The following is a 21,493-nucleotide window of genomic DNA, read 5'->3' on the forward strand; positions in this document are numbered from 1 at the left end:
GAGAAGAGAGTGAAACGCCGGGTCTAGACGGGGAACTGCGTCGCCGTTCCGGCGACGATGACCCACGTCACGAGGACGGCGTTGATCGTCGCGCCGACCCAGACCCGACCCGTCTTTCTGAAGAAGTACGTGCTAACGAAAGCCACGATGCTGAGCAGAGCGACGAACTGCAGCGCCAGAATTGTCAGCAGCGGGTGACCAAGCGGCAGGGGCTGGCCGGCCAGCAACGGAATGTACTGAATCGCCAGTAGCACGACGAACCCACCGACAACGATGAGCCAGTTCATCGCCATCGCACGGCGAAGCGACCGGGACTCGCCCTCGGGACGGAGCTGGCCGTGCAGGAGCGCGCCGAGAACGACGAAGAAGGCAAACAGCGGCAGGAGATACGAGAAGCTAATCCGGAACTGCGCCGGGGACAGGAGTTTGATGGCGAACACCCAGATACGGAAGTCCGTCTGGAACAGGAACGCCACAACGGCTTCAAACAGGTACAGCACGCCGACGGTAGCGACGCCGGCTAAGACCGAGACGCCGAGCGTTCGTGCACCGTCGCCCGTATCGAGGCCGTAGTTCGCCAGCGACACCGACGGGTCGTCCGCGTTGCTCGTGTAATGCCACACCGCAAATAACACCGCCGTGATGACCGTGTTCCCCAGCGCCCAGACGATCACACCGTTGTTGATCTGCTGTGGGAACAGCCAACTGAGCCCGATGATCGACGGTGCGATGTCCTGCAACGGGAAGTACGTCACAATCGGGATGGCCGCTGCGAGGAGCGACGCCGCGTACCGCTTGGCGCCGGTCATCCCCTTCCCATCAGGATACTCCCGTCGAAGCCTGTCAGTCGATGCCCGCTCGACGAGTAGCCCACCGACCGGGAACAGTGATAACACACCACCGATGAGGGCGATAAAGGTCCCCAGCGATTTCCAGTACCAGACCTGATTGCCAGGGTCCATCTCGTCTTCACCTTCGAGCGTGAGCTGGAGCCATTCGATGGACGCGCCGATAGCTGTGGTCGAGAGGTGGTCGCCGGGATGGGTCGTTGCCGGTGTGTACAGCCGGCGTGCGGTCTCATCGTCGACGCTGCCGTAGGTACGCCCCTCCTCGACGGCGCTGTCCGTCCCGAACACCGTCTGGAGTTTTCCGCTCTGTTCAACGTCGGAAGCACTCGCCGTCCCCCACATCAGCGGGGAGAACTCGTCGTATTCGCTGAACACGACGGCGAAGTTCCGCGGGAACGAGTCAGTGCCTTTGGGGGCGCGGTTCGATCCAGTGGATGACCCCTCAATGACCATCGATTCGTACCCGTCCGGGTGGGCTGCGGCCGCCGTGACGACGGTCCAACCGCCCATCGAGTGCCCTTCGAGCCCGATGTTTTCGTTGTCGACGTAGTCCAGCGACCGAAGGTATTCGAGGCTGTCGGGGCCGCCATAGCCGTTCTTGAACGCTGGCGGGTCCGAGTAGCCGTGGCCGGTCTGGTCGATAGCGAGGACGACGAAACCACGCCGTGCGTACTCGATCGCGAACGGCGATTGCGTCTCTTTCGAATTGATGTACCCGTGGACGGCCAACACCCCCGGTTGCGGGGAAGCGCTACTCGCCTCTTCAGGGATGTACAGCGTCCCGCTCATCATCGTTCCGTTGGTCCCGGAGAACGTCACGTCGCGAACCTCCACGGAACCGCCGTCTGTCTGTACCGTCCATGCGAGCCCGCTTCCGCTGAATATCAGGAGTACCGACACTGCAGCTACGATCCACAGTCGTCTATCATCGTTCATGATATTACCACGAGGACAGGTGAAACACTCAGTGAATTAAAGTTACTGTAAACTCCAAGCCGACGGTAAAGAATTGAGAGCGAACCTGAAAATGAGACACTGACCCGTTAAAAAGAGGGGATGGGTCTTCTCCCACGTAGTGTACCGTCTCTCAGCTATCATTCATTACCAGTTATCCAGCGTTGCCGATAAACGGACGTTCTACGCATCTATGGGCACAATAGCCGCTCTCACTCCGTCACCCACCTCACCGACGAGGTTACGCGCCGCCGAGTTCGTTGGTCCAGAGATGCTCGATATCGGCTTCGAGATCGGCCGTATCGAGCGCCTCGACACCGGAGAGGTACTCGCGGGCGTCAGTGAGGTGCTGCTGGACGGCGGCCACGTCGTCGACCGACTTCGCGGCACAGAGCGATACCCGCGCTCGGTTGATCTCCAGTCGCTCCCCGAGCGCCTGTGTCACTGAGATGTCGTGCTCGTCGCTGAGCTGTGCCATACGGTCTAGCACGCCTGTCGGGACTTCCAGTTGGGCCGCAATATCCCGCGACGGCAGGTTGACCATCACGTCGGTCGTCTCACACTCGCTCTCCCCCCACGGCGCGATAACGTACTCTTGGCCCTCTGTGGACATATGACACAGGACACTCTGGGCACTCATATTTACTCGCAGGCTAACAGGACGAATGAAGCGAATACCGGTCGGTTCGGCGGCGTTAGTCGTCGGCTTCGGCAGTCTCTGGTCGGGGAATCGTCACATCCGTGAGCCCCGCTTCGATTTCCTCGCGTCGGTCCTCGAACTTCCCAGGTAGCACTAGCCGGCCGCCGAGGTCATCGAGCGGTTCGTCGCTGTCGTAGCCAGGGTCGCTCGTAGCGAGTTCGAACAGGATGCCGCCGAACTCCCGGAAGTAGACCGACCGGAACCAGTGGCGGTTGATCTGTGACGTGGGGCGCAGCCCCGCACCGCGAACGGCCTCGCGCATCGACTGCTGGTCCTCGTCGGTCGGCGTTTGGAAGGCGACGTGGTGAACCGTGCCGTGGCCCTGACGGCCGCCCTCGATAGTCGGCAACACGTCGACATACTTCCCGACGGTTCCCGTCGCGGCGAAGCGGGTTCGCTCGTCGCCGGGCGTGTCGCCCTGTGCCTGCTCGGTACCGACTTCTTCTAAGCCCATCGTCTGGAGCAGTTCCTCCGTCGGTTCGGGGTCAGCCAGCCACAGCGTCACGGAGTGGAAGCCACGGATCGCGGCGTCTTCGGGGACGAACTCCGTCCACGGTTCGGTCGGGTCGTCGTCAGGAATCTCGACTTCGACCAGTTCGACCGGCAACCCGTCCGGGTCGCGGAACGGAAGGACAGTCTCGTCGAAGCGCTCGACGCGGTCGTCGTAGTCGACGCCGTACTCGTCGAAGCGGTCCTCCCAGTAGTCGAGGCTCCCTTCGGGAACACGGAACGCAGTGCGTGAAACCTGTCCGGAGCCGACCTTCCCCTGTGCGTGATCCTCCCACGGGAAGAACGTCATGCTCGTCCCCGGGTTCCCCTCGGCGTCAGCGAAGAAGAAGTGGTACGTACTGGGGTCGTCCTGATTGATCGAGCGCTTGACGAGCCTGAGCCCAAGCGTCTCGACCCAGAAGTCCATGTTCTGCTGCGGGTCGCTCGCGATGCATGTGACGTGGTGGATACCCGGTGTCGGGGTGACTTCGGTCATTGGTATCAATACGTGCCGGAGCTACTTGAGTGACTGCTGACGCGAGTGTTACCGGGTTACAGTCGATGGAAGCAGTTGGCGCTGACGAGTCATGCGGCGGACAGCAGTTATATATGACACTGGTGGGACATTCGCGTATGGCAGACGCGGACCGGACAGCGATTCTCGGCGGAACCTTCACACCGATTCACAACGGCCACCGGGCGCTCCTACACAAAGCGTTTCAGACTGCAAGCCACGACGGGAACGGCGACGGGCACGTCATCGTCGGTCTGACCAGCCCCGAACTGGCCACAGAGACGCGTAGCGACCCGACGCACGTCGACCAGTTGGGTGCGTATGATGACCGTCGAAGCGCGCTCGCTTCCGAGTTGGACCAGCTGGGTGAGCCGTACACCGCCACGTATGAGATCGTCCGGTTAGACGACACACAAGGACCGGCCGCGACACGGGCGGACGTGGATGCCCTCGTCGCGTCGCCGGAGGCGAAGGCACAGCGCCGCGCCTACGAACTCAATCAGCAGCGGCGGGAGTCGGGACTCCACCCGCTGGAGATCCACACGCCGCCGTTCGTTGTCGCCGAAGACGGCACGCGAATCAGCAGTACCCGAATTCGGAACGGCGAGATAGACGTCCACGGACGCCTGCTCGACGCGTCGGAGTGACAGCGATCAGTTAGAAGTTCGTCCACGGTATCCGGACTGTCACTCCACGGTATCTGGACCATCCGTATCCAGCCGTTCAGCAGCCCCGTCGACGGTCAGCGGCACGTCTTCCGTTCGCCCCTCGAATAGTCTAACGACCTGTGGCGGGCGCAGGTCACAGTCCCGCAGCAGGTCAGTGTCGGTCAGGATACGTCGGGTCGGCCCCCTCGAAGCAATCGTACCGGCATCGTCAAGCAGCAGCACCCGGTCTGCGACGTGTGGAACGAGTTCGGTATCCGGCGTCGAAACGACGAGCGTGACGCCGTCGGCCGCGAGGTCGTCGAGCAGGTCGAGAATCGTTTTCCGGTTCGCGGCGTCGACGTTGCTCACCGGCTCATCGAGCAACAGTACGTCTGGTTCGACGGTGAGCGCGCTGGCGAGGGCGGCCCGGCGCTGCTCGCCACCGCTGAGTCGGAACGGCGGCTTCGACAGGAGGCCGTCGAGGTCAAGTCGGTCTGCGACTCGCTCAACGCGGCGGTCGACTTCCGCGCGGTCGCAGTCGAGCTGTGCCGGCCCGTAGGCGAGATCCTCCCGGACGGTCGGATTGAACAGGTAGTCGGCAGGGTTCTGCGTGAGGACGCTCAGCCGACTACGGACGGTATCGGCGTCGGTCGTCTCCCCGAAGTACCGGACTTGCCCGCCGTCAGGGTCGACCAGACCGCCCAGCAGTTCCAGCAGCGTCGACTTGCCGGCCCCGTTCGGACCGAGCAGTGCCACACGCTCGCCGCGCTCGATGGATGCGTCGACGCCGTCGACGGCCAGCGTTTCGTCCGGGTACGCGTACCGGAGATCAGTGGCCTCGATAGCAGTCACGCGACCACCACCACGACGGCGAGTGCGACGACCAGACCGAAGGCGAGGTCGGCTCGTCCAAGCGGTTCCCTCGGCTGTACCGGCGTCGAGCCAGTGCCGCCGCGGGCGCGGGCGGCCCGCTGGACCCGCTCGCCGCGTTCTAGGCTCCGGACGAGAAACGAGCCCACGAAGTGCCCCGAGTCTCGCCAGTTCCGGCGAAGACTCGGCTCGGCAATGGTTCGACTCCGTCGGGCCCGAACCATGCGTTCGAGTTCGGCGAAAAAGAGGAGGAGATAACGGTACGTGATCCCGAGGAGCGAAACGACGATCGATGGAACCCGAAGCCGGCGAAGCGCCGCCAGCAGGTCGGCGAAACGAGTCGTCAACAGCAGCACGGACAGGAAACCGACACACGCGGTTACCCGGACGGCGAACGTGAGCACGTAGTCGACGCCAGGGGCTGAGAGTGGGAGTCCACCCAGCGAGGGGCCACTCATCAAGAACGCTTGCGGCGCGACGACCACGAACGCAAAGACCGGCGGACCGGTCAGCCGACTCAGAAAGGTCCGAACGGGGACCCGAGAAAGGGCCGCGAGCACTGTGGCAAAAAGCGCGAGCGCGCTGACGACTGTCAGCGCCCGCTGTGTCACAGTCAGGGCGACAAGCGTCGCAATACCGACGAGCTTGACCGTCGGCGTGACGGCCTGGAGAAACCCGTCCCGGTCCGGCAGGTCCTCTGCGAGCAAGAACCACTGGGCGCTGGCCGCGATGGCCGCGACGGTCCGGTCGAGCAGATCTCTACCGGACATCAGCTACTGTCGCTGGTCAGTGTCCGCCCCGAGCAGGCGACCGATGCCAGCACCGAGAAGGAGCGTCAGTGCCGTCCCGACGACAGCCGACACGAACGTCCCGGTTGCACCGCCGAGGCCGGGGACGCCGTAGTCGGGGAACAGCGCGGAACCGATGGCGGTGGCGTGTTCCGTCGCACCTGTCGTTTCGGCAGCATTCTCCAGCGGTTCAGCGTAGCCGACCTGACCAGCCGCCCACCCGAACACCGGCGCGAGCAGCGTCAGGACCAGCAGCGCGGCGAGCGCACGAGGCAGCCAGTCGGGGCGGTTCCGAGCCATCACGCACTCACCTCCGGAGCAGCGTTCGGTCGCAGGTCGGGGCGAGCGCGGGCGAGGTAGCGGTACACCGAGGCGGTGATGGCCCCCTCAATCAGCCCCAGCACGAGATGCCCGACACCCATTATCGACAGCGTCGTCAACAACTGGTACTGGAACGCCGACGAAAGGCCGAGCTGGAGCGCGGCGGTCAGTGCACCGGCCGTGATTCCCAACCACCCCGCGACGAAGGCGGCGCGGAACTCGCCGTAGGGAACCAGCAGACGGTAGATGGCGTAGCCGACGTACACCTCGACGACAGCCATGTTGAACACGTTCGCGCCAAGCACCACGAGCCCGCCGTCACCGAAGACGAGTGCCTGAATCGTGACGACAGTCGCGACACAGAGTGCGCCCAGATGCGGGCCGAGGAGAATCGCCGCGAACGCGCCCCCGACGAAGTGGGCGCTGGTGCCGCCCGGAATCGGCCAGTCGAGCATCTGTGCGGCGAAGATGCTCGCGGCGACGACACCGAGCAACGGTGCGCGCGCGTCGGATATCTCACCGTTGACGCGCTTGGCAGCGACGCTCAGGACGACGACCGCAAGCGCACCGAACAGCAGCGCAAGCGGCAGATCAATATATCCGTCGGGAATGTGCATACTACTCAGGTCTGGCCCCGGCGCAGTAATAATACTTTTTCATCGGGCAGTATTACTGCCGGTGGGTGAGTATTACCGAAGCCCGGATATCCATATGCGGGCCCATCCCTATCGACACACATGAGTGACGATCTCGACCGGATCAGTCTGACACTCCCGTCGTCGATGGTCAACCGGCTAGACGGCATCGTCGACGAATGGGAATACGCGAGCCGGTCGGAGGCGATACGGGACTCGCTCCGTGACTTCTTTGCGACCTACGAGTGGGAATCCGGTGACGAACAACACCATCACGGGACTATTGTTATCGTCCACGACCACCACGTCTCAGGCATTGCTGACGAACTCCAGACGGTCCAACACGAGATGGCCGACATCATCACCTCCGTCCAGCACATCCATCTCTCCCACGACACTTGTATGGAGACGCTGGTCGTCGAGGGCGCAGGCGACGCAATCACGGAGTTAGCCAACCGGCTCCGGGCAATTGGCGGCGTCCAGCAGGTCAAGGTCGTCGTTGTCGACGAATGAGTAGCGGACAGCGAGCGAGACCGGCCTCGAAGCGATGAGGGCTATTCGGTTCAACAGACAGCCATCTTTTACTGGCTTTGAGACAGCAGAAATGGGCCCTGCCGGATTTGAACCAGCGCTCAATCGGTTATGAGCCGATCGCTTTAACCAGACTAAGCTAAGGGCCCTTCAGAATGGTGTTGATGAGTCCGCATCTTTAGCCTGTCGGGTTGGAGTAGTGGGGTTCGGAGATACAACTGGGCCAATACAGAGTGTCAATACATCGCTCGTATGTTCACGCTCCAGCGCCGTAGAAGCCGATAGCAGCAGAGTCACAGCGCTCGTCGGTTAGTGAGTGAAAGAACGACGCCACCGCCAGGGCTCGAACCTGGGACAACCTGGGTAACAACCAGGTGCTCTACCAACTGAGCTACGGCGGCGCGAACGCATTCAGTCATTGCCAGAGTTGGTAATTAGGGCTTTCGTTTCCAGTCGGCATCGACACGCTTTCACGCACTTGTGCGCAAGCGACGGTATGAGCGATGAGTTCGACGCCGTCGTCGATACGGTGCGAGCGCGGGTCTCGCCCACTGACGACGAACGAGCGCAATTACAGCGGGTTGCCGACGCGGTGATGGCCGACGCCGAAGCAGCCATCGCCGACCTCCCGGTCGGGGCTGAGGTCGTGCAGGTCGGCTCGACGGCACGGGGAACGTGGACCGCTGGGGACCGAGACGTGGACGTGTTCGTCTGCTTTCCGCCGTCTCTCGATCGGGAGCAGTTGGAGGAGTACGGGCTGGCCGTCGGGCACGATGTCTTGCCCGATGGGCGCGAGGAGTACGCCGAGCACCCCTACGTCGTCGGCGAGCGCGAAGGGTATGCCGTGGACCTGGTGCCCTGCTATGCGGTCGAGGACACCAACGAGATCCAGTCCGCGGTGGATCGGACGCCGTTCCATACCAGATATTTGCAGGAGCGACTCGACGACGATGGCGCGGGCGAGGTCCGGGTGGCAAAACAGTTCCTGAAAGGCATCGGTGTCTACGGGAGCGACCTCCGGACACAGGGGTTCTCTGGGTATTTGACGGAACTACTGGTGCTTGAGTACGGCGGCTTCCGGGCGTTCGTCGAGGCAGTCGCGGACTGGCACCCGCCGGTTCGGCTGGACCCCGAGAGCCACGGGAGCGAGACGTTCGACGATCCGCTGGTCGTCATCGACCCGACGGACCCGGAGCGCAACGTCGCGGCGGTACTGTCCGAAGCGAACGTCGCCACGCTCCAGCACCACGCCCGGACCCTCCTCGCCGAGCCGCGGGCGTCGCTATTCACCGAGGACGACCCGGACCCGTTCGCAGCAGCAGACGTTGAGGCCGCAGTGTCACGGCGGGAGACGACGCCGGTCGCGCTTCGCTTTGCGGCCCCGGATGTCGTCGACGACCAGCTCTGGCCACAGCTCCGGAAGTCCCTCGACGGGCTCCGTAGCGAACTCGACCGACGTGAGTTCGAGGTCCTGCGATCGGCTGCGTTCGTCGAGGACGACAGCGGTGAGGCGGAACCGCTGGACACGGAGCGGCAGGAGCGGGACGCCGTCCTGCTGCTCGAATTCGCCGTCGCCGAACGGCCGACTGTCGAGCGCCACGAGGGACCGCCGGTGCACGTCCGCGAACACGCGAGCGGGTTCTTCGGGAAGTACGACGACGACCCCGACGTGGCCGGTCCGTTCATCGACGGCGACCGCTACGTCGTCGAGCGGCCACGGGCATTCACCACAGCCACTGGGTTCCTGTCGAGTGATGCCATCTACGACGTTGGGCTGGGACCGCGGATCGAGTCGGCACTGGAAACCGGGTACGAGGTACTGGTCGGCACAGACATCGCAGCGCTTGCCGACGGCTTTGGCGTCGACCTAGCGAGCTACTTCGAGCCGAAGCCCTGATCGGCGAGCGCATCGAGAACATCGCGGGCGTCGTCGCTGACGTCGTCGTCCGGCTCCATCGGCTGGTAGCCGTCGAAGACTTCGTGAACGGTTGTAACCGAATCTGAGAGCGTATCGAGTCCGTACCCGCCTTCGAGAATGATCCCCAGCGCGGCGTCGCAGGTGTCTGTGAGCGAGCGCATCCGGTTGGTCATCGCGCCGTACCCCTCCGTCGAGACGCGCATCCGTGAGATCGGGTCGTGTTCGTGTGCGTCGAAGCCGGCACTGATGAGCAGCAGATCGGGGTCGTAGTCCTCTATCGCCGGCGCGATACACTCGTCGATTGCGGCGAGGTAGTCGGCGGTGTCAGCACCGGGCTTGTACTTCACGTTGAGGTTCGTGCCGTCGGCGTCGCCTTTGCCGGTCTCTTCGATATCACCCGTTCCGGGGTAGAGCCCGTCTTCGTGTATCGAGGCGTAGAACACGTCCGAGCGGTCGTAGAAGATGTCCTGTGTGCCGTTCCCGTGGTGAACGTCCCAGTCGAAGATGGCGACGCGGTCGGCGTCGGCTTCGAGGGCCGCCTGTGCGGCGACGGCCGCGTTGTTGATGAAGCAGAATCCCATCGCGTCATCACCAACGGCGTGATGACCGGGTGGTCGGCCCAAGGAGAACGGCGTGTCGCGGCCGGTGTTGCCGTCAAGCGCGGCTTCTGCCACCCAGACAGCGAGGCCAGCTGAGGCGAGTGCGGCGTCCCACGTCTCCTCAACTGCGACGGTGTCGGCATCCCAGTTCCCGCCGCCGTCGTCGCAGAACTCGCGGAACTCGGCGATGTAGTCGGTGTCGTGGACCTCGCGCACGAGGTCGACATCGGCGTCGTCGGCGGCGACGTACTCGACCCCGTGGTTTTCCTTGAGCGCTCGTCGTATCGCTCGAAGTCTGTCGGGACTCTCCGGATGTCGCGGGCCGGTGTCGTGGTCCAGACAGACCTCGCGGTAGCCGAAATTCATTCAGTAGTACTGTTCGAGTTCGAAGTACGTTTCGACGTCAGCTGCCTTGATCGTCCGACGGTCAGCGTGACGAGCCAACGTGGCGGCCGCGGCGGCCGTGTCGTCGGCGTACGTTTCGAGGAGCGACGCAAGCGCGACGCGGGCGTCCATGGCGACGCGGTAATCGTCGTCGATGTCGAGCCGTGCAATGCGGTCGACCGGCGCGACGGGGAGTTCGAGACCGTCCTTCTCCGGGACCTGCTCGATACCGAAGTCGGCCGGCATCAGCGTCTTTCGGCCGTCCGTAGTGGCCTCCGTGGCTGCCGTGACGGCAAGCGACGCGCCGTGGTCCTGTATTCGACGAGCCAGTTCCTCCGCAGCGTCGGCACTCACCCGGAGCCCGTCCGCGTTCCGCCGAATGACCGCATCCACCGGTGCGAACGGTAGCTCGACACTCATACCCAAACCCGGGAGTGTTGCGGTCTTAAGAGTTTCCGTAGCGTCGCTCGGCGACTCAGAACACGTCCTCAGCGTGGAGCCGGTCGTCACGGAGTTCACCACGGACTGTTACCTCCTGCCCTAACTGCACGCGCTGGCCGGTTTCGACACTCATCGTCTGCTCGCCGTCGTCGAGCACGACCGGGTCGCCGGTCTGGACGACGGTGCCGGTAAACTCCACCTGCTGGCCAGCGCTCTGTGCCCCACCGTCCGGAGAGGTCTCACCGGTGCCAGCGCTGACGGCGGCCGTCTCGTCGCCGCTGCTGGCGTCAGTGTCGTCCGTCTCGTTGCCGCTTCTGTCGTCAGTGTCGTCTCCCCCGCCGCCGAAGGATGACAAGCCGGCGTGCTCGGCGTCGGTTGTCTCGGTGCCGGCCCCGCCGCCCGCGCCACCAGTCGCCAGATCCGCGCCGTCATCGAGCACAACAACCGTCGAGTTCCAGCTCGCAGACGCTTCCTTGTCGTCCTGCCAGCCGTCCTGAATCTCGACATCGGCCGCGAGGACCTCGTCGCCCGGTGCGATGTCCTTGTCCGCCTTGTCGCCCCACAGCGCCACACGGATGTCGCCCGTCGCGTCCTGAATGCGGACGTTCCGGACCTGTCCCTCGCTGCCGTCGTCCCGGTCGAACGTCCGCTTGGGGTCGGCCGAGCGGACGACGCCGGCAATATCGGCTGTCTCTTCGAGTTCGACTTCCGCGATTGGGTCCGCGTCGGGCTCGAAAGCCACATCGTCTTCCACTTCGTCGACTGCCCCCTGATCGCCGACGTGGAGTTCCAGCGAGCCGTCCCGCTCCCGGACGTAGCCGTCGATTACTTCGACGGCCGCGCCGGCATCGAGTTCCTCGGCGCGGTCGGCCCGGTCGTCCCACAGCGTCACCCGGATGCGCCCCGTCTCGTCGCCGAGTGTGAGGTTCGAGACGCGGCCCTCGCTGCCGTCGTCCCGGTCGAACGTCCGGATCGAGTCGGTGTCGAGCACGAGCCCGCGCAGCGTCACGTCGGACTGGCCCATCGTCAGCGCGTCGATGGACGAACCAGCGCCCGGCTCCACGTCGATTGTGGCGTCCTCGTCCGGCTCCGCCTTGTCGACGGACACCTCTAGCCCGTTGTAGCCGTCCTTCGGCCGACCTTTGACCCGGAGCACGTCGCCGACCTCCAGTTGCCCCTCGTCGATGTCGACGGCCTGGCCGTCCCAGAAGGCGAGCCTGAGGCTGCCGCTCTCGTCGGCGGCTTCAACGTTGATCACCCGGCCGTCCTCGTCCTCGTCGTCGCGTTCGAAGGTCTTCAGGTCGCCGATGGCCACCACCTTGGCGAGGAATTTGACCTCGTCCATCCCGGGTTCGATATCGGCGATGGCGTTGACCTCGTTCTCGTTGAGTTCGTGGGCCAACAGCATCGCGGCCGTCTCCTCGTCGGCGAGCCCACCCATCTGCTCGACCTTCTCCTCGACGGCCTCGCGGAACTCCTCCTCAGGGACGTCCGTCTCTAAGTCCTCGTAAATATCCTTTATCGCACCCATCTATCTATGGGACGCTGGGCTGGGGCGCGCTTAAGCGTTGTCGTTGGGCGAGCGTGCGGCCGCTGTCGGTCGATTTCGGTCGTGTCCCGTCCATGACTCGAAGGTGGTCACGGGATGGGATATAAAGTCTCGTCCGCTGGCCCGACAGCAGTCACCCACATTCCACCACGGTGAGAGCGGCGCAGGTAGCCGTTAGGGTGTCGCTGTTGTTACCGGGCTCAGACCGCCACCAGTGTCGTGAGACACAGACACCGTGCCGGGGAGTCCGTCCTCAAACGTCACCGTCGCCCGGTAGTCAATCTCCATGATGGCTTGCGTACACATATCGCCGGCATCTGTCATCTCTTTCGTCCCAATGCTGATACTCAGGTCGTCAGAATCCGTATCGTACACGACGTCTGTTAGGTCGGCTGTTTTGCACCCGTCGGATCCCCAGATAGTACCTTCAACGACGACCTGGTCCCCGTCGAAAGCCACCGTCGCCGAACTTGTCTGTGAGCCGGACTGTCGCCTGGTAACGCTGAATGTCGTCTCGTTCACACTGGGGGTTTCACTCGCACCCGCTGTGGATGTTTCCCCACTACTGGTGTCACCGGAGCAGCCGGCAAGCGCTATTGAGCACCCAAGACAACCGTATCGCAGGAGTTTTCGCCGTTTCATATTTGCCATAATGTATTCTAGTTGAAAGATAGTCGCGGTCGCTCAAACCAGTGTTGTAGCGACGTGTGCCGACACGTCGCGTGACGGTACTCGAATCGTCACCCTTTTTAGGTGCACCACCCTCTCTCGATATGAGTCCGGATAGGGTAGTGGACTATCCTCTTGGCTTGCGGAGCCAGGGACCGGAGTTCAAATCTCCGTCCGGACGTCATTCTCACGAAGCAGACCGGCGAGCAACGCATAGCGTGTGCTCGCCACCGCGAAGAGAGATGACGGACAGCGAAGACTTGAGCAGACGAGGAACGCGCAGCGAAGCGAGCATTTCTCGGCGAGTTCAAATCTCCGTCCGGACGTTCACTTTGTTCACGACCGGACGTGCTCCACGCTCGCGATGCTCGCGTGGAACTCCGTCCGGACGTTTCTGCCGACGCAAACCACCGAGCGACAGCCGGCGACCGTCTGTTACCGTTCAGACCTCTGTCCGGTCGTTTCCGTCACGGCTAGTCGTCCCGTTGTCAGTCGGCACTATCGTCAGCGCACTCCCGACGGCCAGGCTAAACGACGCGAGGCCGAGGACGGTGAGCGTCACCACGAACGCTTGACCACCGGGGAGCGCAAGCTGCTGCTGGAGCGTCACGACGACATAGGTGGTGACGCCGGCGAAGGCCCCACCCCAAGTACCGCCCCTGCTGAATATCGGGAGGGCGTTTCGTTGCGTGTAGAGGCCGACAATAGCGGCGAACAACGTCAGGGCAAACGTCGACAGGAGCACGGGATCGGTGACCAAGAACTGCCAGGCGAGGACCGTCACGGCGGACGCGCCGGCCGCACCGAACAGCCATCGACGCCAGGATCGTGGCATATACTGACTTGCGGTGTCGGTGACAAATCAGTTCGGTTACACGGGTGCCGATGTGGTTTTCCGGCCGTAAGGCGAATCCACCCGTGTGCGCGACCATCTCCGCGCCGGCATCGCAGTGTACAACGAAGGCCGCTACCACGCCGCACACGACGCGTGGGAAGAGTACTGGCTAGACCTCGATCCGGGCGACGACGAGCAGTTCCTGCACGGCCTCATCCAGTTCACCGCAGTCGTCCACCACGCCAGCGAGGAGAACTGGTCGGGCGCGCAGGGACTGGCCGAGAGCGCGGCGGAGTACCTCGACGGCCTGCCCGACCCGTATCACGGCGTGGCGGTAGACGAGGTCCGGGCGTTCCTCGCGGCGACGGCGGCTGACCCCCACCACGCGGCGACGGACCCGCCGGCGCTGACACACGAGGGCGAAGCCATAGATTACGACGCGCTGAATTTCGACGCCACGGTCATCGCCGCCGGGGTACTGGCGGAGACTGGCCGGTACGACGAGGCTGTCGTCGCTGACGCTGTTGCCCGCGCACGGAGTGAACTCGACGGCGACGGCGGTTCGCAGTTCGCCGGGATGCTGTTCTCGTTCGTGCGCGAGCGCGACCAGCGGCCCGTCGTCTACCAGCGGCTTCGGGACCACGTCGAACTAGAACAGCAGAAAGACGACGACGTCCGTGGGCTGTTCGACGGTTCGGGGTAGCGGGCGACAGCGGAGTAGGAGGGGCTATGGCTCCGGTTCGGCGACCCGTTCGTCGCCGTCGAAGTGCGCGGAGTTGTCCTGTGGGTCGTAGCCGAGCACGTCCTTGGCGCGCTCGATGGAGTAATACTTGCGGTCGTTGTCGGAGATGCCGTAGACGATTTCGTACTCGTAGTCAGCCTGCAGCGCGCAGTCGTGGATGTGGGCACAGTCCCGGTAGGAGAGCCACATCGCCTGCCCGCGCTCGTAGTCGATCGGCGGGTGGCCCCGCGTGAGGTTGCCGATGCGGATGTTGCAGACGGAAAGGCCGTGCTCGTCGTGGTAGTAGCGGCCCAGTACCTCGCCGGTCGCTTTCGAGACGCCGTAGAGGTTGCCTGGGCGTGGGAGCTCCGTCCCGTCGAGGCGATACTGGTCGTCCGGGCGGTACATCTCGGGCGTGCGCTCGTCCGTTTCGAAGGAGCCGACGGCGTGGTTCGAGGAGGCGAAGACGAACTTCTCGACGCCCTCGTCGACAGCGGCCTCGTACATTTTCTGGGTGCCGTCGATGTTGTTTTCGAGGACGGAGTCCCAGGGGGCTTCCGGCCGGGGGTCGCCAGCCAGGTGGATGACGGCGCCGACGCCGTCCATCGCCGCGGCCACGTCGCCCTCGCTGGACACGTCTCCGACGAGGTACTCGTGGTCGGGCTCCTCGGCGGGTGGGCTGTGGAACATGAGTTTCCACTCGTAGGCGTCCTCGAGTCCTTCGAGGATGGCCGCCCCGACAGCGCCGCCAGCGCCGGTGAGCAGAACCGGGTCGTCCATTCGTATGAGAGCATACGTCGCACGCAATAGGTAGCTTGCGGTTCGCTTTTGTGTCGCCCAGCCGGACCGATTGTATGGAACCCACAGCTCCGCAGGAGGCGTGTTTCGAAGCGGGCGTCAAGTTCGGGTCGCTGTATCACCAGTTCGCAGGGACACCAATCAGCCCGGATAGCGCCGACTCGCTCGCGGCGGCGATGGAGGAGGCCATCGAGAACCAGCCCTTCTGTGAGGCGGTCACCGTCAGCGTCCGCACGGAGGCACTGGAAAACGCTATCGCCGAGGGTGGGGCGGACTACACAGAACTCACCGGGCGGCTCATCAATGTCGAGATGCGTATCGAATACGAGGGCGTCACAGTCGAGACGAGCATGGCGATGGAGGACGGCTACCCGCTGATGCAGGTCGACGCAGTGAAGGAATGAATGGCCGGAAGGAAGCCTGAATCACTGACACAGGCCCGAAAATTTTACCAGAGGGGGCTGTGAGACTTCCGATATGGCCCTCCACGCAGTCGACGATATCGACGACGCAATCGATGCGACGAAGTCGTTCCTGTTCCCGTTCGAGAAATGGATGTGGCTCCGGATGGCGTTCGTCGTGTTCTTCATCGGTGGCGGCGGTGTCGGGCTGAACAACGCCCAGTCGTTCAGCAACTTCGGTGATTTCGGCGGGAACGGCGGACCAAGCGGCCCGGGAGGCGACTTTCAGCTGACCGCGCCGCTTGAAACTGCGCTGTCCCTGCCGGGCGACCTCGCCATGCAAGTCTCTGGACCCGGTGTCCCGTCCGGTGCGCCGGACGAACTACTCGCCGGGGCTGGGCTCCTCGTGTTCGCCGTTATCGGCCTTGTCATCCTGCTAGCGCTCGCGTACGGCATCCTGAGTAACTTCATGGAGTTCGTATTGACCCAGGCGCTCATCGACCGCGAGATACACGTCCGCCGGTATTTCAGTGAGCACGTCGGGGACGGCATTCGACTGTTCCTGTTTCGGCTTGTCCTCGGGATTGTCTGGCTCGGCGTCGCGTTCGTAATCGGTGTAGCCGTTTTCTTCCTGACGCTCGGTGGTGAGGCCGCAAACGTCGGGGCGTCGAGCGTCCTCGCGCTGTCGGGGCTGTTCATCGCCGTGTTCGCGGTGCTCGCGATAAGCTACGGTATCGTCTTCGGCTTCACTACGGTGTTTGTCGTCCCGCTGATGACGGCGGACAACGACGGGGTCCTCTCCGGGTGGTCGCGGCTCTGGGGGTCGATTAAAAGCCAGCCAAAGCAGTACCTCGCCTATCTGTTTTTCTCCATCGTCCTCCAGATCGGTGTCGGTATCGTCGGTGCGATTTTCGGCATCATCGCACTCATCGTCGTCGGGATTCCGGTCGGGCTCGCCGCGTTCGCACTGTATCTCGTTGTTCAGGGAACTGTCGGAATCGTTTTGGCCGGCGGTATCGGCCTGGTTGGCGGACTGGTTTTCATCGTTCTCAGTGCGCTCGTTCAGGTCCCGCTAACGACGTTCCTCCGGTACTACGCGATGCTCGTGCTGGGAGACATCGACGCCGACATGGACCCGATTCCCGAGGTGCGCTCGGACATCCGGGCCGAGTAGCTACAACCGCTTTTCGGTTTCAAGAATTACCGACCGGTCACGTCCTGCGGTTTCACTTTCACTTTCAGGCGGGCTTTTAATCCCTCACCGTACCAACGGTCCCGTATGAGTCAGTCAAGTCTGGACGACGACGAACTGTTCGGAGAGGCGGCCAACGAAATGCGCACGGATGTCGAGGAGTCGCTTGCGAAGGCTCGCGAGGCGCTCCCCGAGGCCGATTCGGTCTGGGACGTGGAAGCCGACAACACGCTCGGTGTGCTGAACTCGCTCAAAACAGCGCTCGACGTAGGTGACGCAGAGGACCACCTCCGCGACGCGAAGAAGTGGTACACGATGGGCGAACGCGCTGACGCCTTCGAGGATGCCGACGACCTCGCCGAGGAGATCGAGACCATCGCGAACCTCATCGACGACGTTGACGACGCCCGCGAGCAGGTCGGCGACCTCACGGCGACGATTCCACAGCTTCGCAGCACGCTCGAAGAGTTCGAGGGCGAAGACGGAGCAGACGCGGAGGCGGACGGCGACGCCGACGCGGAAGCGGAAGCCTGAGTTCGGGACAGCCACGTCCCGGCGGACCTACCTCAGTCTGCCTGCGACCAGCGTGTCGCTCGCGTCGTCCAGCGGCTTTTTTCCACCGGCATCACAGCGTGTTGGACCTGATGCGGCGGGAGTCACGACTCCGTTCTATCGCTCGAACGCGACAGCAAGCCGTCTCAGACGATAGAGTCCGGGCGCGTCGAGAAGTAGTTGAACACCGCGCCGAGCCCGATGCCGTAGACGACGTGGGCGACGAGCGTCAACACTGCGTACAGTACCAGCATGAGTCCGGACTGGCCGGTGTAGAAGGCGAGCACGAACCCGGTCCACATCGCGCCGCCGAAGAACGCACCGCTGACGGGATCAGACTGGCCCGGAAGGTACGCTTTCAGCGAAGCGAACAACAACGGCCACGGGAACATCCCGCCGCCGAGGAAGATGAAGAAACCGAACAGTACCTCCGGGACGTAGCCGGTCAGGCCCACGAGTTCGGTGAGGATTGCGAAGTCGTCGAGACTGAACGCGCCCAGTGACTGGGCGATGAGGAAGACAACCGACATCATCGCTGTCCCGACCAGCCCACCGGCAGCACCGATGACACCGTCGGCAAGAATCCCAGCGAGGCTATCGAACTCCTCGACCTCTGTGAGGCCGTCGTCGTTGATAGGCGGGTCCTCGACGCCGGATGACGTGTCTTCCATGGTGTGTTGTAACATGCCAGTAGATAAAAAAGTTCCCGCACACGTTAGGCCAGCGAAGGACAAATGTCAGCTATCTGACCGCAATACCTATTACAGGGTGGGAAGAATCATGAAGAAATGGCGGTATCCTTGATAACATGCGCCACGGTTGTGTTCCCCTTGCACGGTGGCGACGTCAGGGCACCCAGTGCGGTGTTCGACCAGATCTTCGAGGTGTTCCTGCTGCTGGGAACGGCCGTCGGGGTGGTCGTCGTGGCGTACACGATGTACCACGCGCTCAAGTACCGCGATGACGGGGGTGAAACGGACCCGTACGCCGACAAGGTCGAGCGGCCCGAGATGGGGGAGATGCCGACCGGCGGCACGGGCGGCCGGAAGGTGTTTTACTCGTTCAGCATCAGCGCCATCATTGTCGTCTCGCTCATCGCCTGGACGTACTCGCAACTGCTGTACATCGAGCAGGGGCCCGATCCGGCCCAGGAGGAGGCGCTGGAGATCGACGTGGAAGGGTACCGCTTCGGCTGGGACTTCGTGTATCCGAACGGGCACACGACCAACACGCTCCGAGTGCCACAGGACCGGGTGGTCAGGTTACAGGTGACTTCGACGGACGTGTTCCACAACTTCGGGATACCGGCGTTACGAGTCAAGACCGACGCCGTCCCGGGCCAGTACACGTCGGCCTGGTTCACGGCCAACGAGACAGGGACCTACACCGCGAAGTGCTACGAGCTGTGTGGCAGCGGCCACTCGCTGATGACGACGGATGTGGTTGTGATGCCACAGGACGAGTACGAGGAGTGGTACGCGGAGACGAACGGGACGGCGGCGAGCGGCAACGAGACGGACCAGCGAATCGCGACTGAGGCGACCGCCCTCGGAGGTGCGCTCGCATGAGCCAGGAGCACGAACACGGCCTGCCGCCCAAATCGTCGGTTAGCCGGTGGTTCCTCACGACCAATCACAAGGACATCGGCGTGCTGTATCTCATCACCGCGCTGTTCTTCCTCGTCTTCGGTGGCACCCTCGCCCTGCTGTTTCGCCTCGAACTGATTTCTTCGGGTGCTGACCTGCTAGGGTCGATGGGGTACAATCAGGCGGTATCGACCCACGGCCTGCTGATGGTGTTCTGGTTCATCTCGCCCTTTGCCTTCGGCTTCGCGAACTACGTCGTCCCACTGCAGATCGGCGCGGACGACCTCGCCTTCCCGCGGCTGAACGCGCTGTCGTACTGGCTGTACCTGTTCTCGGGCATCCTGATGGGCGTCTCCTTCTTCCAAGGGACCACCTTCGCGGGCGGGTGGACCATGTACGCCCCGCTGAACACGCCGGCGTACATCCCCGGCGAGGGACTCGGGGCGACCTCGGTCGTGCTGGCGCTCATTATGTTCACCGCCGCGGTGACACTGGGGTCAGTGAACTTCCTGACGACGATGTACCGCATGCGCGCCGAAGGGCTTCGGATGCGGGACATCCCCATCTTCTCGCTGTCGATTAATCTCACCGTCTGGATGATGCTGTTCGCCTTCGCGGCGCTGCTGGCGGCGTTGATGATACTCGCCTCCGACCACATCCTCGGAACGACCTACTTCCAGTACTCCATCGACGGGACGACCATGGCGACCGACGCGGACAACCCGGGTGCGTCGCTGCTGTGGGCACACCTGTTCTGGTTCTTCGGTCATCCGGAGGTGTACATCGTCTTCTTCCCCGCGCTTGGCGTGATGGCCGAGTGCTTCCAGACCTTTACCGGTCGGCGGCTGGTCGGCCGCAAGTGGTTCATCATCTCGATGGTGCTGGTAGCGCTCCAGAGCTTCGTCGTCTGGATGCACCACATGTTCCTGACCGGCATCAACCTCCCAATCAAGACTATTTTCATGGCGACGACCATCGGGATATCCCTGCCCTTCGACCTGATGGTGTTCTCACTCATCTACACGATGGCGAAGGGCCGGGTCCGGTTCACGACGCCGTTCCTGTTCTCACTGGGCGCGCTCATCCTGTTCATCATTGGCGGCATCACCGGCGTCTTCCTCGGCGCAATCGTGCTGGACTACCAGTTCCGCGGGACCTACTGGGTCGTCGCGCACTTCCATTACGTGATGGTCGCGGGCGCGACGGCGCTGTTCGGCGGGCTGTACTACTGGTACCCCAAGATAACCGGGAAGATGTACAACGAACGACTGGGGAAGATACAGTTCGGCGTCTACTTCCTCGGGTTCAATCTCCTGTACTTCCCGATGTTCATCGCCTGGGAGACACCCCGTCGCGTGTTCGTCTATCCCGACGGCCTGCAGATATGGCACACCATGGCTACTGTCGGCGGGTTCATCCTCGGCGCGAGCTTCCTAATCATGTTCTACAACCTCTTCGTGAGCCTCTGGCGCGGCGAAGATGTCGGGCCGAACCCCTGGGAGTATGCCACCTCCGCTGAGTGGGCTGCCGCCTCGCCGCCGCCGCTCGAAAATTTCCCCGGCGTACCGAGCTACGCCACTGGGAGACTGGAGTTCCTTGACGACGAGACGGTCACCGAGCGGACCGGCCGTGCTCCCAGCGGGGCGGCCCGCGGCCATGCGGCGACCGACGGCGGGACCGCGACGGACGGCGGCGCGGTGACTGCAAGGGCCGCGGTGACGGCCACCGGGGTAGAGTCAGCCCACGAGGTCGGCGGCGAGGAACACGCCAGCCATGCCAGCTTCTGGCCGTTCCTCATCAGTCTCGGCGGGTTCATCGCGTTTCTCGGGCTGTCTGGCGTGCGGACGGGCAGCGTGTTCTACCTGTCGATGGCGGCCGTCGGCGGGGTAACGGCGTTCGGGTCGCTCGTCGGCATGACCCGCGAGCCGTTCCACGCGCCGGAGATGGCCATCGCCGAGCGGTGGCCCTTCGAGCGCGTCGAGAAGATGAAACTCGGGATGTGGACGTTCCTTGCCAGCGACATCGTCCTGTTCGGGGCCTTCATCGGCTCGTACGCCTTCATCCGGGTCGCCTACGGCTGGACGGCCTGGCATCACGACCTCATCCCTGCCGAGCACGTGACGATGCCCGGCCTCATCAACACGTACCTGTTGCTCACATCCAGTTTCCTCGTCGTGCTGGCGATGGTCGCCGCCGAACGCGAGAGCAAGCGCGGGACTGTCGCCGCGCTGGCCGGAACGTTCGCGCTCGGAGTCGGCTTCCTCATCAACAAGGGACTGGAGTGGAACCACCTGTTCCACATCAGCACAGAGACCTTCCCGAACGGGTGGAACCTCTCAACGAACATCGCGTCGTCGACGTTCTACCTGACGACCGGGCTCCACGGCGCTCACGTCACTATCGGGCTCATCATCTGTGCGTACATGACCGTCAGGGCCTGGAACGGGGCTTACCAGGGCGACGACAGGGCCATCGAGTACTTCGGGCTGTACTGGCACTTCGTCGACATCGTCTGGCTGTTCCTGTTCCCCCTCTTCTACATCCTCTAGAA

Annotated in this window: 23 protein-coding genes and 3 tRNA genes; 10 read left to right on the plus strand and 16 right to left on the minus strand. The window is 63.4% G+C overall.

All coding sequences use genetic code 11. The features are described 5' to 3' along the window. Window positions 1-23: 23 nt before the first annotated feature. The 3 genes from ACYJ11_RS04710 to ACYJ11_RS04720 all read right to left on the minus strand — a co-directional run bounded on the left by ACYJ11_RS04710 (window position 24) and on the right by ACYJ11_RS04720 (window position 3,487). Window positions 24-1,784, minus strand: coding sequence for an alpha/beta hydrolase family protein (locus ACYJ11_RS04710; RefSeq protein WP_461646907.1), 1,761 nt, complete (start codon window positions 1,782-1,784; stop codon window positions 24-26). Between the two features lie 259 nt (window positions 1,785-2,043). Continuing rightward, window positions 2,044-2,415, minus strand: coding sequence for a hypothetical protein (locus ACYJ11_RS04715; RefSeq protein ID WP_461646908.1), 372 nt, complete (start codon window positions 2,413-2,415; stop codon window positions 2,044-2,046). Between the two features lie 82 nt (window positions 2,416-2,497). Further along, on the minus strand, window positions 2,498-3,487 hold the full coding sequence (locus ACYJ11_RS04720; protein ID WP_461646909.1) for a VOC family protein: 990 nt from the start codon (window positions 3,485-3,487) through the stop codon (window positions 2,498-2,500). A 137-nt stretch (window positions 3,488-3,624) separates the two neighbouring features. Between ACYJ11_RS04720 and ACYJ11_RS04725 the strand changes: the two genes are divergently transcribed. After that, window positions 3,625-4,152 (plus strand): phosphopantetheine adenylyltransferase, encoded by a 528-nt coding sequence (locus ACYJ11_RS04725; protein ID WP_461646910.1) that lies wholly within the window; start codon window positions 3,625-3,627, stop codon window positions 4,150-4,152. A 39-nt stretch (window positions 4,153-4,191) separates the two neighbouring features. On the opposite strand, the gene ACYJ11_RS04730 is transcribed toward ACYJ11_RS04725, so the two are convergent. The 4 genes from ACYJ11_RS04730 to ACYJ11_RS04745 are packed head-to-tail and all read right to left on the minus strand — an operon-like array spanning window position 4,192 to window position 6,748. Further along, window positions 4,192-5,004, minus strand: a complete 813-nt coding sequence (locus tag ACYJ11_RS04730; RefSeq protein WP_461646911.1) for an energy-coupling factor ABC transporter ATP-binding protein — start codon at window positions 5,002-5,004, stop codon at window positions 4,192-4,194. After that, window positions 5,001-5,792 carry a cobalt ECF transporter T component CbiQ gene (gene cbiQ / locus ACYJ11_RS04735; RefSeq protein WP_461646912.1) on the minus strand — a complete coding sequence of 264 codons (792 nt, stop codon included), beginning with the start codon at window positions 5,790-5,792 and terminating at the stop codon, window positions 5,001-5,003. Before cbiQ ends, ACYJ11_RS04730 begins: the two co-directional genes overlap by 4 nt. 3 nt (window positions 5,793-5,795) lie before the next feature. Continuing rightward, complete coding sequence (locus ACYJ11_RS04740; protein ID WP_461646913.1) at window positions 5,796-6,110, minus strand: PDGLE domain-containing protein; 315 nt, start codon at window positions 6,108-6,110, stop codon at window positions 5,796-5,798. Next, window positions 6,110-6,748 carry an energy-coupling factor ABC transporter permease gene (locus ACYJ11_RS04745; protein WP_005537288.1) on the minus strand — a complete coding sequence of 213 codons (639 nt, stop codon included), beginning with the start codon at window positions 6,746-6,748 and terminating at the stop codon, window positions 6,110-6,112. Before ACYJ11_RS04745 ends, ACYJ11_RS04740 begins: the two co-directional genes overlap by 1 nt. Window positions 6,749-6,868: 120 nt before the next feature. Here ACYJ11_RS04745 and nikR point away from each other — a divergent pair, with 120 nt between their 5' ends. Next, window positions 6,869-7,279: a nickel-responsive transcriptional regulator NikR gene (gene nikR, locus ACYJ11_RS04750; RefSeq protein ID WP_461646914.1), complete on the plus strand. Its 411-nt coding sequence runs from the start codon at window positions 6,869-6,871 to the stop codon at window positions 7,277-7,279. Window positions 7,280-7,371: 92 nt separating this feature from the next. On the opposite strand, the gene ACYJ11_RS04755 is transcribed toward nikR, so the two are convergent. Both ACYJ11_RS04755 and ACYJ11_RS04760 read right to left on the minus strand, forming a co-directional pair. Then, a tRNA-Ile gene (locus ACYJ11_RS04755) sits at window positions 7,372-7,446 on the minus strand. A gap of 179 nt (window positions 7,447-7,625) precedes the next feature. Beyond that, window positions 7,626-7,698: transfer RNA gene (locus ACYJ11_RS04760), tRNA-Asn, on the minus strand. A 95-nt stretch (window positions 7,699-7,793) separates the two neighbouring features. Here ACYJ11_RS04760 and cca point away from each other — a divergent pair. Beyond that, window positions 7,794-9,194 carry a CCA tRNA nucleotidyltransferase gene (gene cca / locus ACYJ11_RS04765; protein WP_461646915.1) on the plus strand — a complete coding sequence of 467 codons (1,401 nt, stop codon included), beginning with the start codon at window positions 7,794-7,796 and terminating at the stop codon, window positions 9,192-9,194. Here cca and ACYJ11_RS04770 read toward each other — a convergent pair. The 4 genes from ACYJ11_RS04770 to ACYJ11_RS04785 all read right to left on the minus strand — a co-directional run bounded on the left by ACYJ11_RS04770 (window position 9,173) and on the right by ACYJ11_RS04785 (window position 12,710). Further along, entirely contained in the window at window positions 9,173-10,180 is a 1,008-nt protein-coding gene (locus ACYJ11_RS04770; protein ID WP_188975159.1) for a histone deacetylase family protein, read from the minus strand. The two genes, cca and ACYJ11_RS04770, sit on opposite strands and share 22 nt — an antisense overlap. Continuing rightward, entirely contained in the window at window positions 10,181-10,618 is a 438-nt protein-coding gene (locus ACYJ11_RS04775) for a histone (protein ID WP_005537260.1), read from the minus strand. 55 nt (window positions 10,619-10,673) lie between these two features. Beyond that, on the minus strand, window positions 10,674-12,170 hold the full coding sequence (locus ACYJ11_RS04780; RefSeq protein ID WP_461646916.1) for a single-stranded DNA binding protein: 1,497 nt from the start codon (window positions 12,168-12,170) through the stop codon (window positions 10,674-10,676). A 192-nt stretch (window positions 12,171-12,362) separates the two neighbouring features. Next, window positions 12,363-12,710 (minus strand): hypothetical protein, encoded by a 348-nt coding sequence (locus tag ACYJ11_RS04785; RefSeq protein ID WP_461646917.1) that lies wholly within the window; start codon window positions 12,708-12,710, stop codon window positions 12,363-12,365. A gap of 255 nt (window positions 12,711-12,965) precedes the next feature. On the opposite strand from ACYJ11_RS04785, the gene ACYJ11_RS04790 reads away from it, so the two are divergent. After that, window positions 12,966-13,038 (plus strand) — tRNA-Arg (locus ACYJ11_RS04790). Window positions 13,039-13,299: 261 nt separating this feature from the next. Here ACYJ11_RS04790 and ACYJ11_RS04795 read toward each other — a convergent pair. Continuing rightward, window positions 13,300-13,692: a hypothetical protein gene (locus tag ACYJ11_RS04795; protein WP_461646918.1), complete on the minus strand. Its 393-nt coding sequence runs from the start codon at window positions 13,690-13,692 to the stop codon at window positions 13,300-13,302. Window positions 13,693-13,777: 85 nt separating this feature from the next. Between ACYJ11_RS04795 and ACYJ11_RS04800 the strand changes: the two genes are divergently transcribed. Then, complete coding sequence (locus tag ACYJ11_RS04800; RefSeq protein WP_461646919.1) at window positions 13,778-14,395, plus strand: DUF309 domain-containing protein; 618 nt, start codon at window positions 13,778-13,780, stop codon at window positions 14,393-14,395. Between the two features lie 24 nt (window positions 14,396-14,419). On the opposite strand, the gene azf is transcribed toward ACYJ11_RS04800, so the two are convergent. Then, on the minus strand, window positions 14,420-15,193 hold the full coding sequence (azf, locus tag ACYJ11_RS04805; protein WP_461646920.1) for an NAD-dependent glucose-6-phosphate dehydrogenase Azf: 774 nt from the start codon (window positions 15,191-15,193) through the stop codon (window positions 14,420-14,422). 74 nt (window positions 15,194-15,267) lie between these two features. On the opposite strand from azf, the gene ACYJ11_RS04810 reads away from it, so the two are divergent. The 3 genes from ACYJ11_RS04810 to ACYJ11_RS04820 all read left to right on the plus strand — a co-directional run bounded on the left by ACYJ11_RS04810 (window position 15,268) and on the right by ACYJ11_RS04820 (window position 17,338). Then, entirely contained in the window at window positions 15,268-15,615 is a 348-nt protein-coding gene (locus tag ACYJ11_RS04810) for a dihydroneopterin aldolase family protein (RefSeq protein ID WP_461646921.1), read from the plus strand. 73 nt (window positions 15,616-15,688) lie between these two features. Continuing rightward, window positions 15,689-16,786 carry a DUF7544 domain-containing protein gene (locus ACYJ11_RS04815; protein ID WP_461646922.1) on the plus strand — a complete coding sequence of 366 codons (1,098 nt, stop codon included), beginning with the start codon at window positions 15,689-15,691 and terminating at the stop codon, window positions 16,784-16,786. 105 nt (window positions 16,787-16,891) lie between these two features. Then, a complete protein-coding gene (locus tag ACYJ11_RS04820; protein ID WP_188975176.1) occupies window positions 16,892-17,338 on the plus strand; it encodes a DUF5790 family protein in 447 nt (148 codons plus the stop codon). A 164-nt stretch (window positions 17,339-17,502) separates the two neighbouring features. On the opposite strand, the gene ACYJ11_RS04825 is transcribed toward ACYJ11_RS04820, so the two are convergent. Continuing rightward, window positions 17,503-18,027, minus strand: coding sequence for a DUF6789 family protein (locus tag ACYJ11_RS04825; protein ID WP_188975178.1), 525 nt, complete (start codon window positions 18,025-18,027; stop codon window positions 17,503-17,505). A gap of 117 nt (window positions 18,028-18,144) precedes the next feature. On the opposite strand from ACYJ11_RS04825, the gene coxB reads away from it, so the two are divergent. Both coxB and ACYJ11_RS04835 read left to right on the plus strand, forming a co-directional pair. Beyond that, window positions 18,145-18,924, plus strand: a complete 780-nt coding sequence (coxB, locus tag ACYJ11_RS04830) for a cytochrome c oxidase subunit II (protein WP_461646923.1) — start codon at window positions 18,145-18,147, stop codon at window positions 18,922-18,924. Beyond that, window positions 18,921-21,491 (plus strand): cbb3-type cytochrome c oxidase subunit I, encoded by a 2,571-nt coding sequence (locus ACYJ11_RS04835; protein WP_461646924.1) that lies wholly within the window; start codon window positions 18,921-18,923, stop codon window positions 21,489-21,491. The genes coxB and ACYJ11_RS04835 overlap by 4 nt, the downstream gene beginning before the upstream one ends. Window positions 21,492-21,493 lie beyond the last annotated feature (2 nt).

The sequence above is a fragment of the Haloarcula sp. H-GB5 genome (assembly GCF_054850705.1).

Coding starts and splice junctions, on each gene's coding strand:
- ACYJ11_RS04815 (WP_461646922.1), top strand. CDS start 15,689: ATGGCCCTCCACGCAGTCGACGATATCGACGACGCAATCGATGCGACG.
- ACYJ11_RS04780 (WP_461646916.1), bottom strand. CDS start 12,170: ATGGGTGCGATAAAGGATATTTACGAGGACTTAGAGACGGACGTCCCT.
- ACYJ11_RS04720 (WP_461646909.1), bottom strand. CDS start 3,487: ATGACCGAAGTCACCCCGACACCGGGTATCCACCACGTCACATGCATC.
- ACYJ11_RS04820 (WP_188975176.1), top strand. CDS start 16,892: ATGAGTCAGTCAAGTCTGGACGACGACGAACTGTTCGGAGAGGCGGCC.
- nikR (WP_461646914.1), top strand. CDS start 6,869: ATGAGTGACGATCTCGACCGGATCAGTCTGACACTCCCGTCGTCGATG.
- ACYJ11_RS04825 (WP_188975178.1), bottom strand. CDS start 18,027: ATGGAAGACACGTCATCCGGCGTCGAGGACCCGCCTATCAACGACGAC.
- cbiQ (WP_461646912.1), bottom strand. CDS start 5,792: ATGTCCGGTAGAGATCTGCTCGACCGGACCGTCGCGGCCATCGCGGCC.
- ACYJ11_RS04795 (WP_461646918.1), bottom strand. CDS start 13,692: ATGCCACGATCCTGGCGTCGATGGCTGTTCGGTGCGGCCGGCGCGTCC.
- ACYJ11_RS04715 (WP_461646908.1), bottom strand. CDS start 2,415: ATGTCCACAGAGGGCCAAGAGTACGTTATCGCGCCGTGGGGGGAGAGC.
- ACYJ11_RS04745 (WP_005537288.1), bottom strand. CDS start 6,748: ATGCACATTCCCGACGGATATATTGATCTGCCGCTTGCGCTGCTGTTC.
- ACYJ11_RS04810 (WP_461646921.1), top strand. CDS start 15,268: ATGGAACCCACAGCTCCGCAGGAGGCGTGTTTCGAAGCGGGCGTCAAG.
- ACYJ11_RS04710 (WP_461646907.1), bottom strand. CDS start 1,784: ATGAACGATGATAGACGACTGTGGATCGTAGCTGCAGTGTCGGTACTC.
- ACYJ11_RS04835 (WP_461646924.1), top strand. CDS start 18,921: ATGAGCCAGGAGCACGAACACGGCCTGCCGCCCAAATCGTCGGTTAGC.
- ACYJ11_RS04740 (WP_461646913.1), bottom strand. CDS start 6,110: ATGGCTCGGAACCGCCCCGACTGGCTGCCTCGTGCGCTCGCCGCGCTG.
- cca (WP_461646915.1), top strand. CDS start 7,794: ATGAGCGATGAGTTCGACGCCGTCGTCGATACGGTGCGAGCGCGGGTC.
- ACYJ11_RS04725 (WP_461646910.1), top strand. CDS start 3,625: ATGGCAGACGCGGACCGGACAGCGATTCTCGGCGGAACCTTCACACCG.
- ACYJ11_RS04775 (WP_005537260.1), bottom strand. CDS start 10,618: ATGAGTGTCGAGCTACCGTTCGCACCGGTGGATGCGGTCATTCGGCGG.
- ACYJ11_RS04770 (WP_188975159.1), bottom strand. CDS start 10,180: ATGAATTTCGGCTACCGCGAGGTCTGTCTGGACCACGACACCGGCCCG.
- coxB (WP_461646923.1), top strand. CDS start 18,145: ATGGCGGTATCCTTGATAACATGCGCCACGGTTGTGTTCCCCTTGCAC.
- azf (WP_461646920.1), bottom strand. CDS start 15,193: ATGGACGACCCGGTTCTGCTCACCGGCGCTGGCGGCGCTGTCGGGGCG.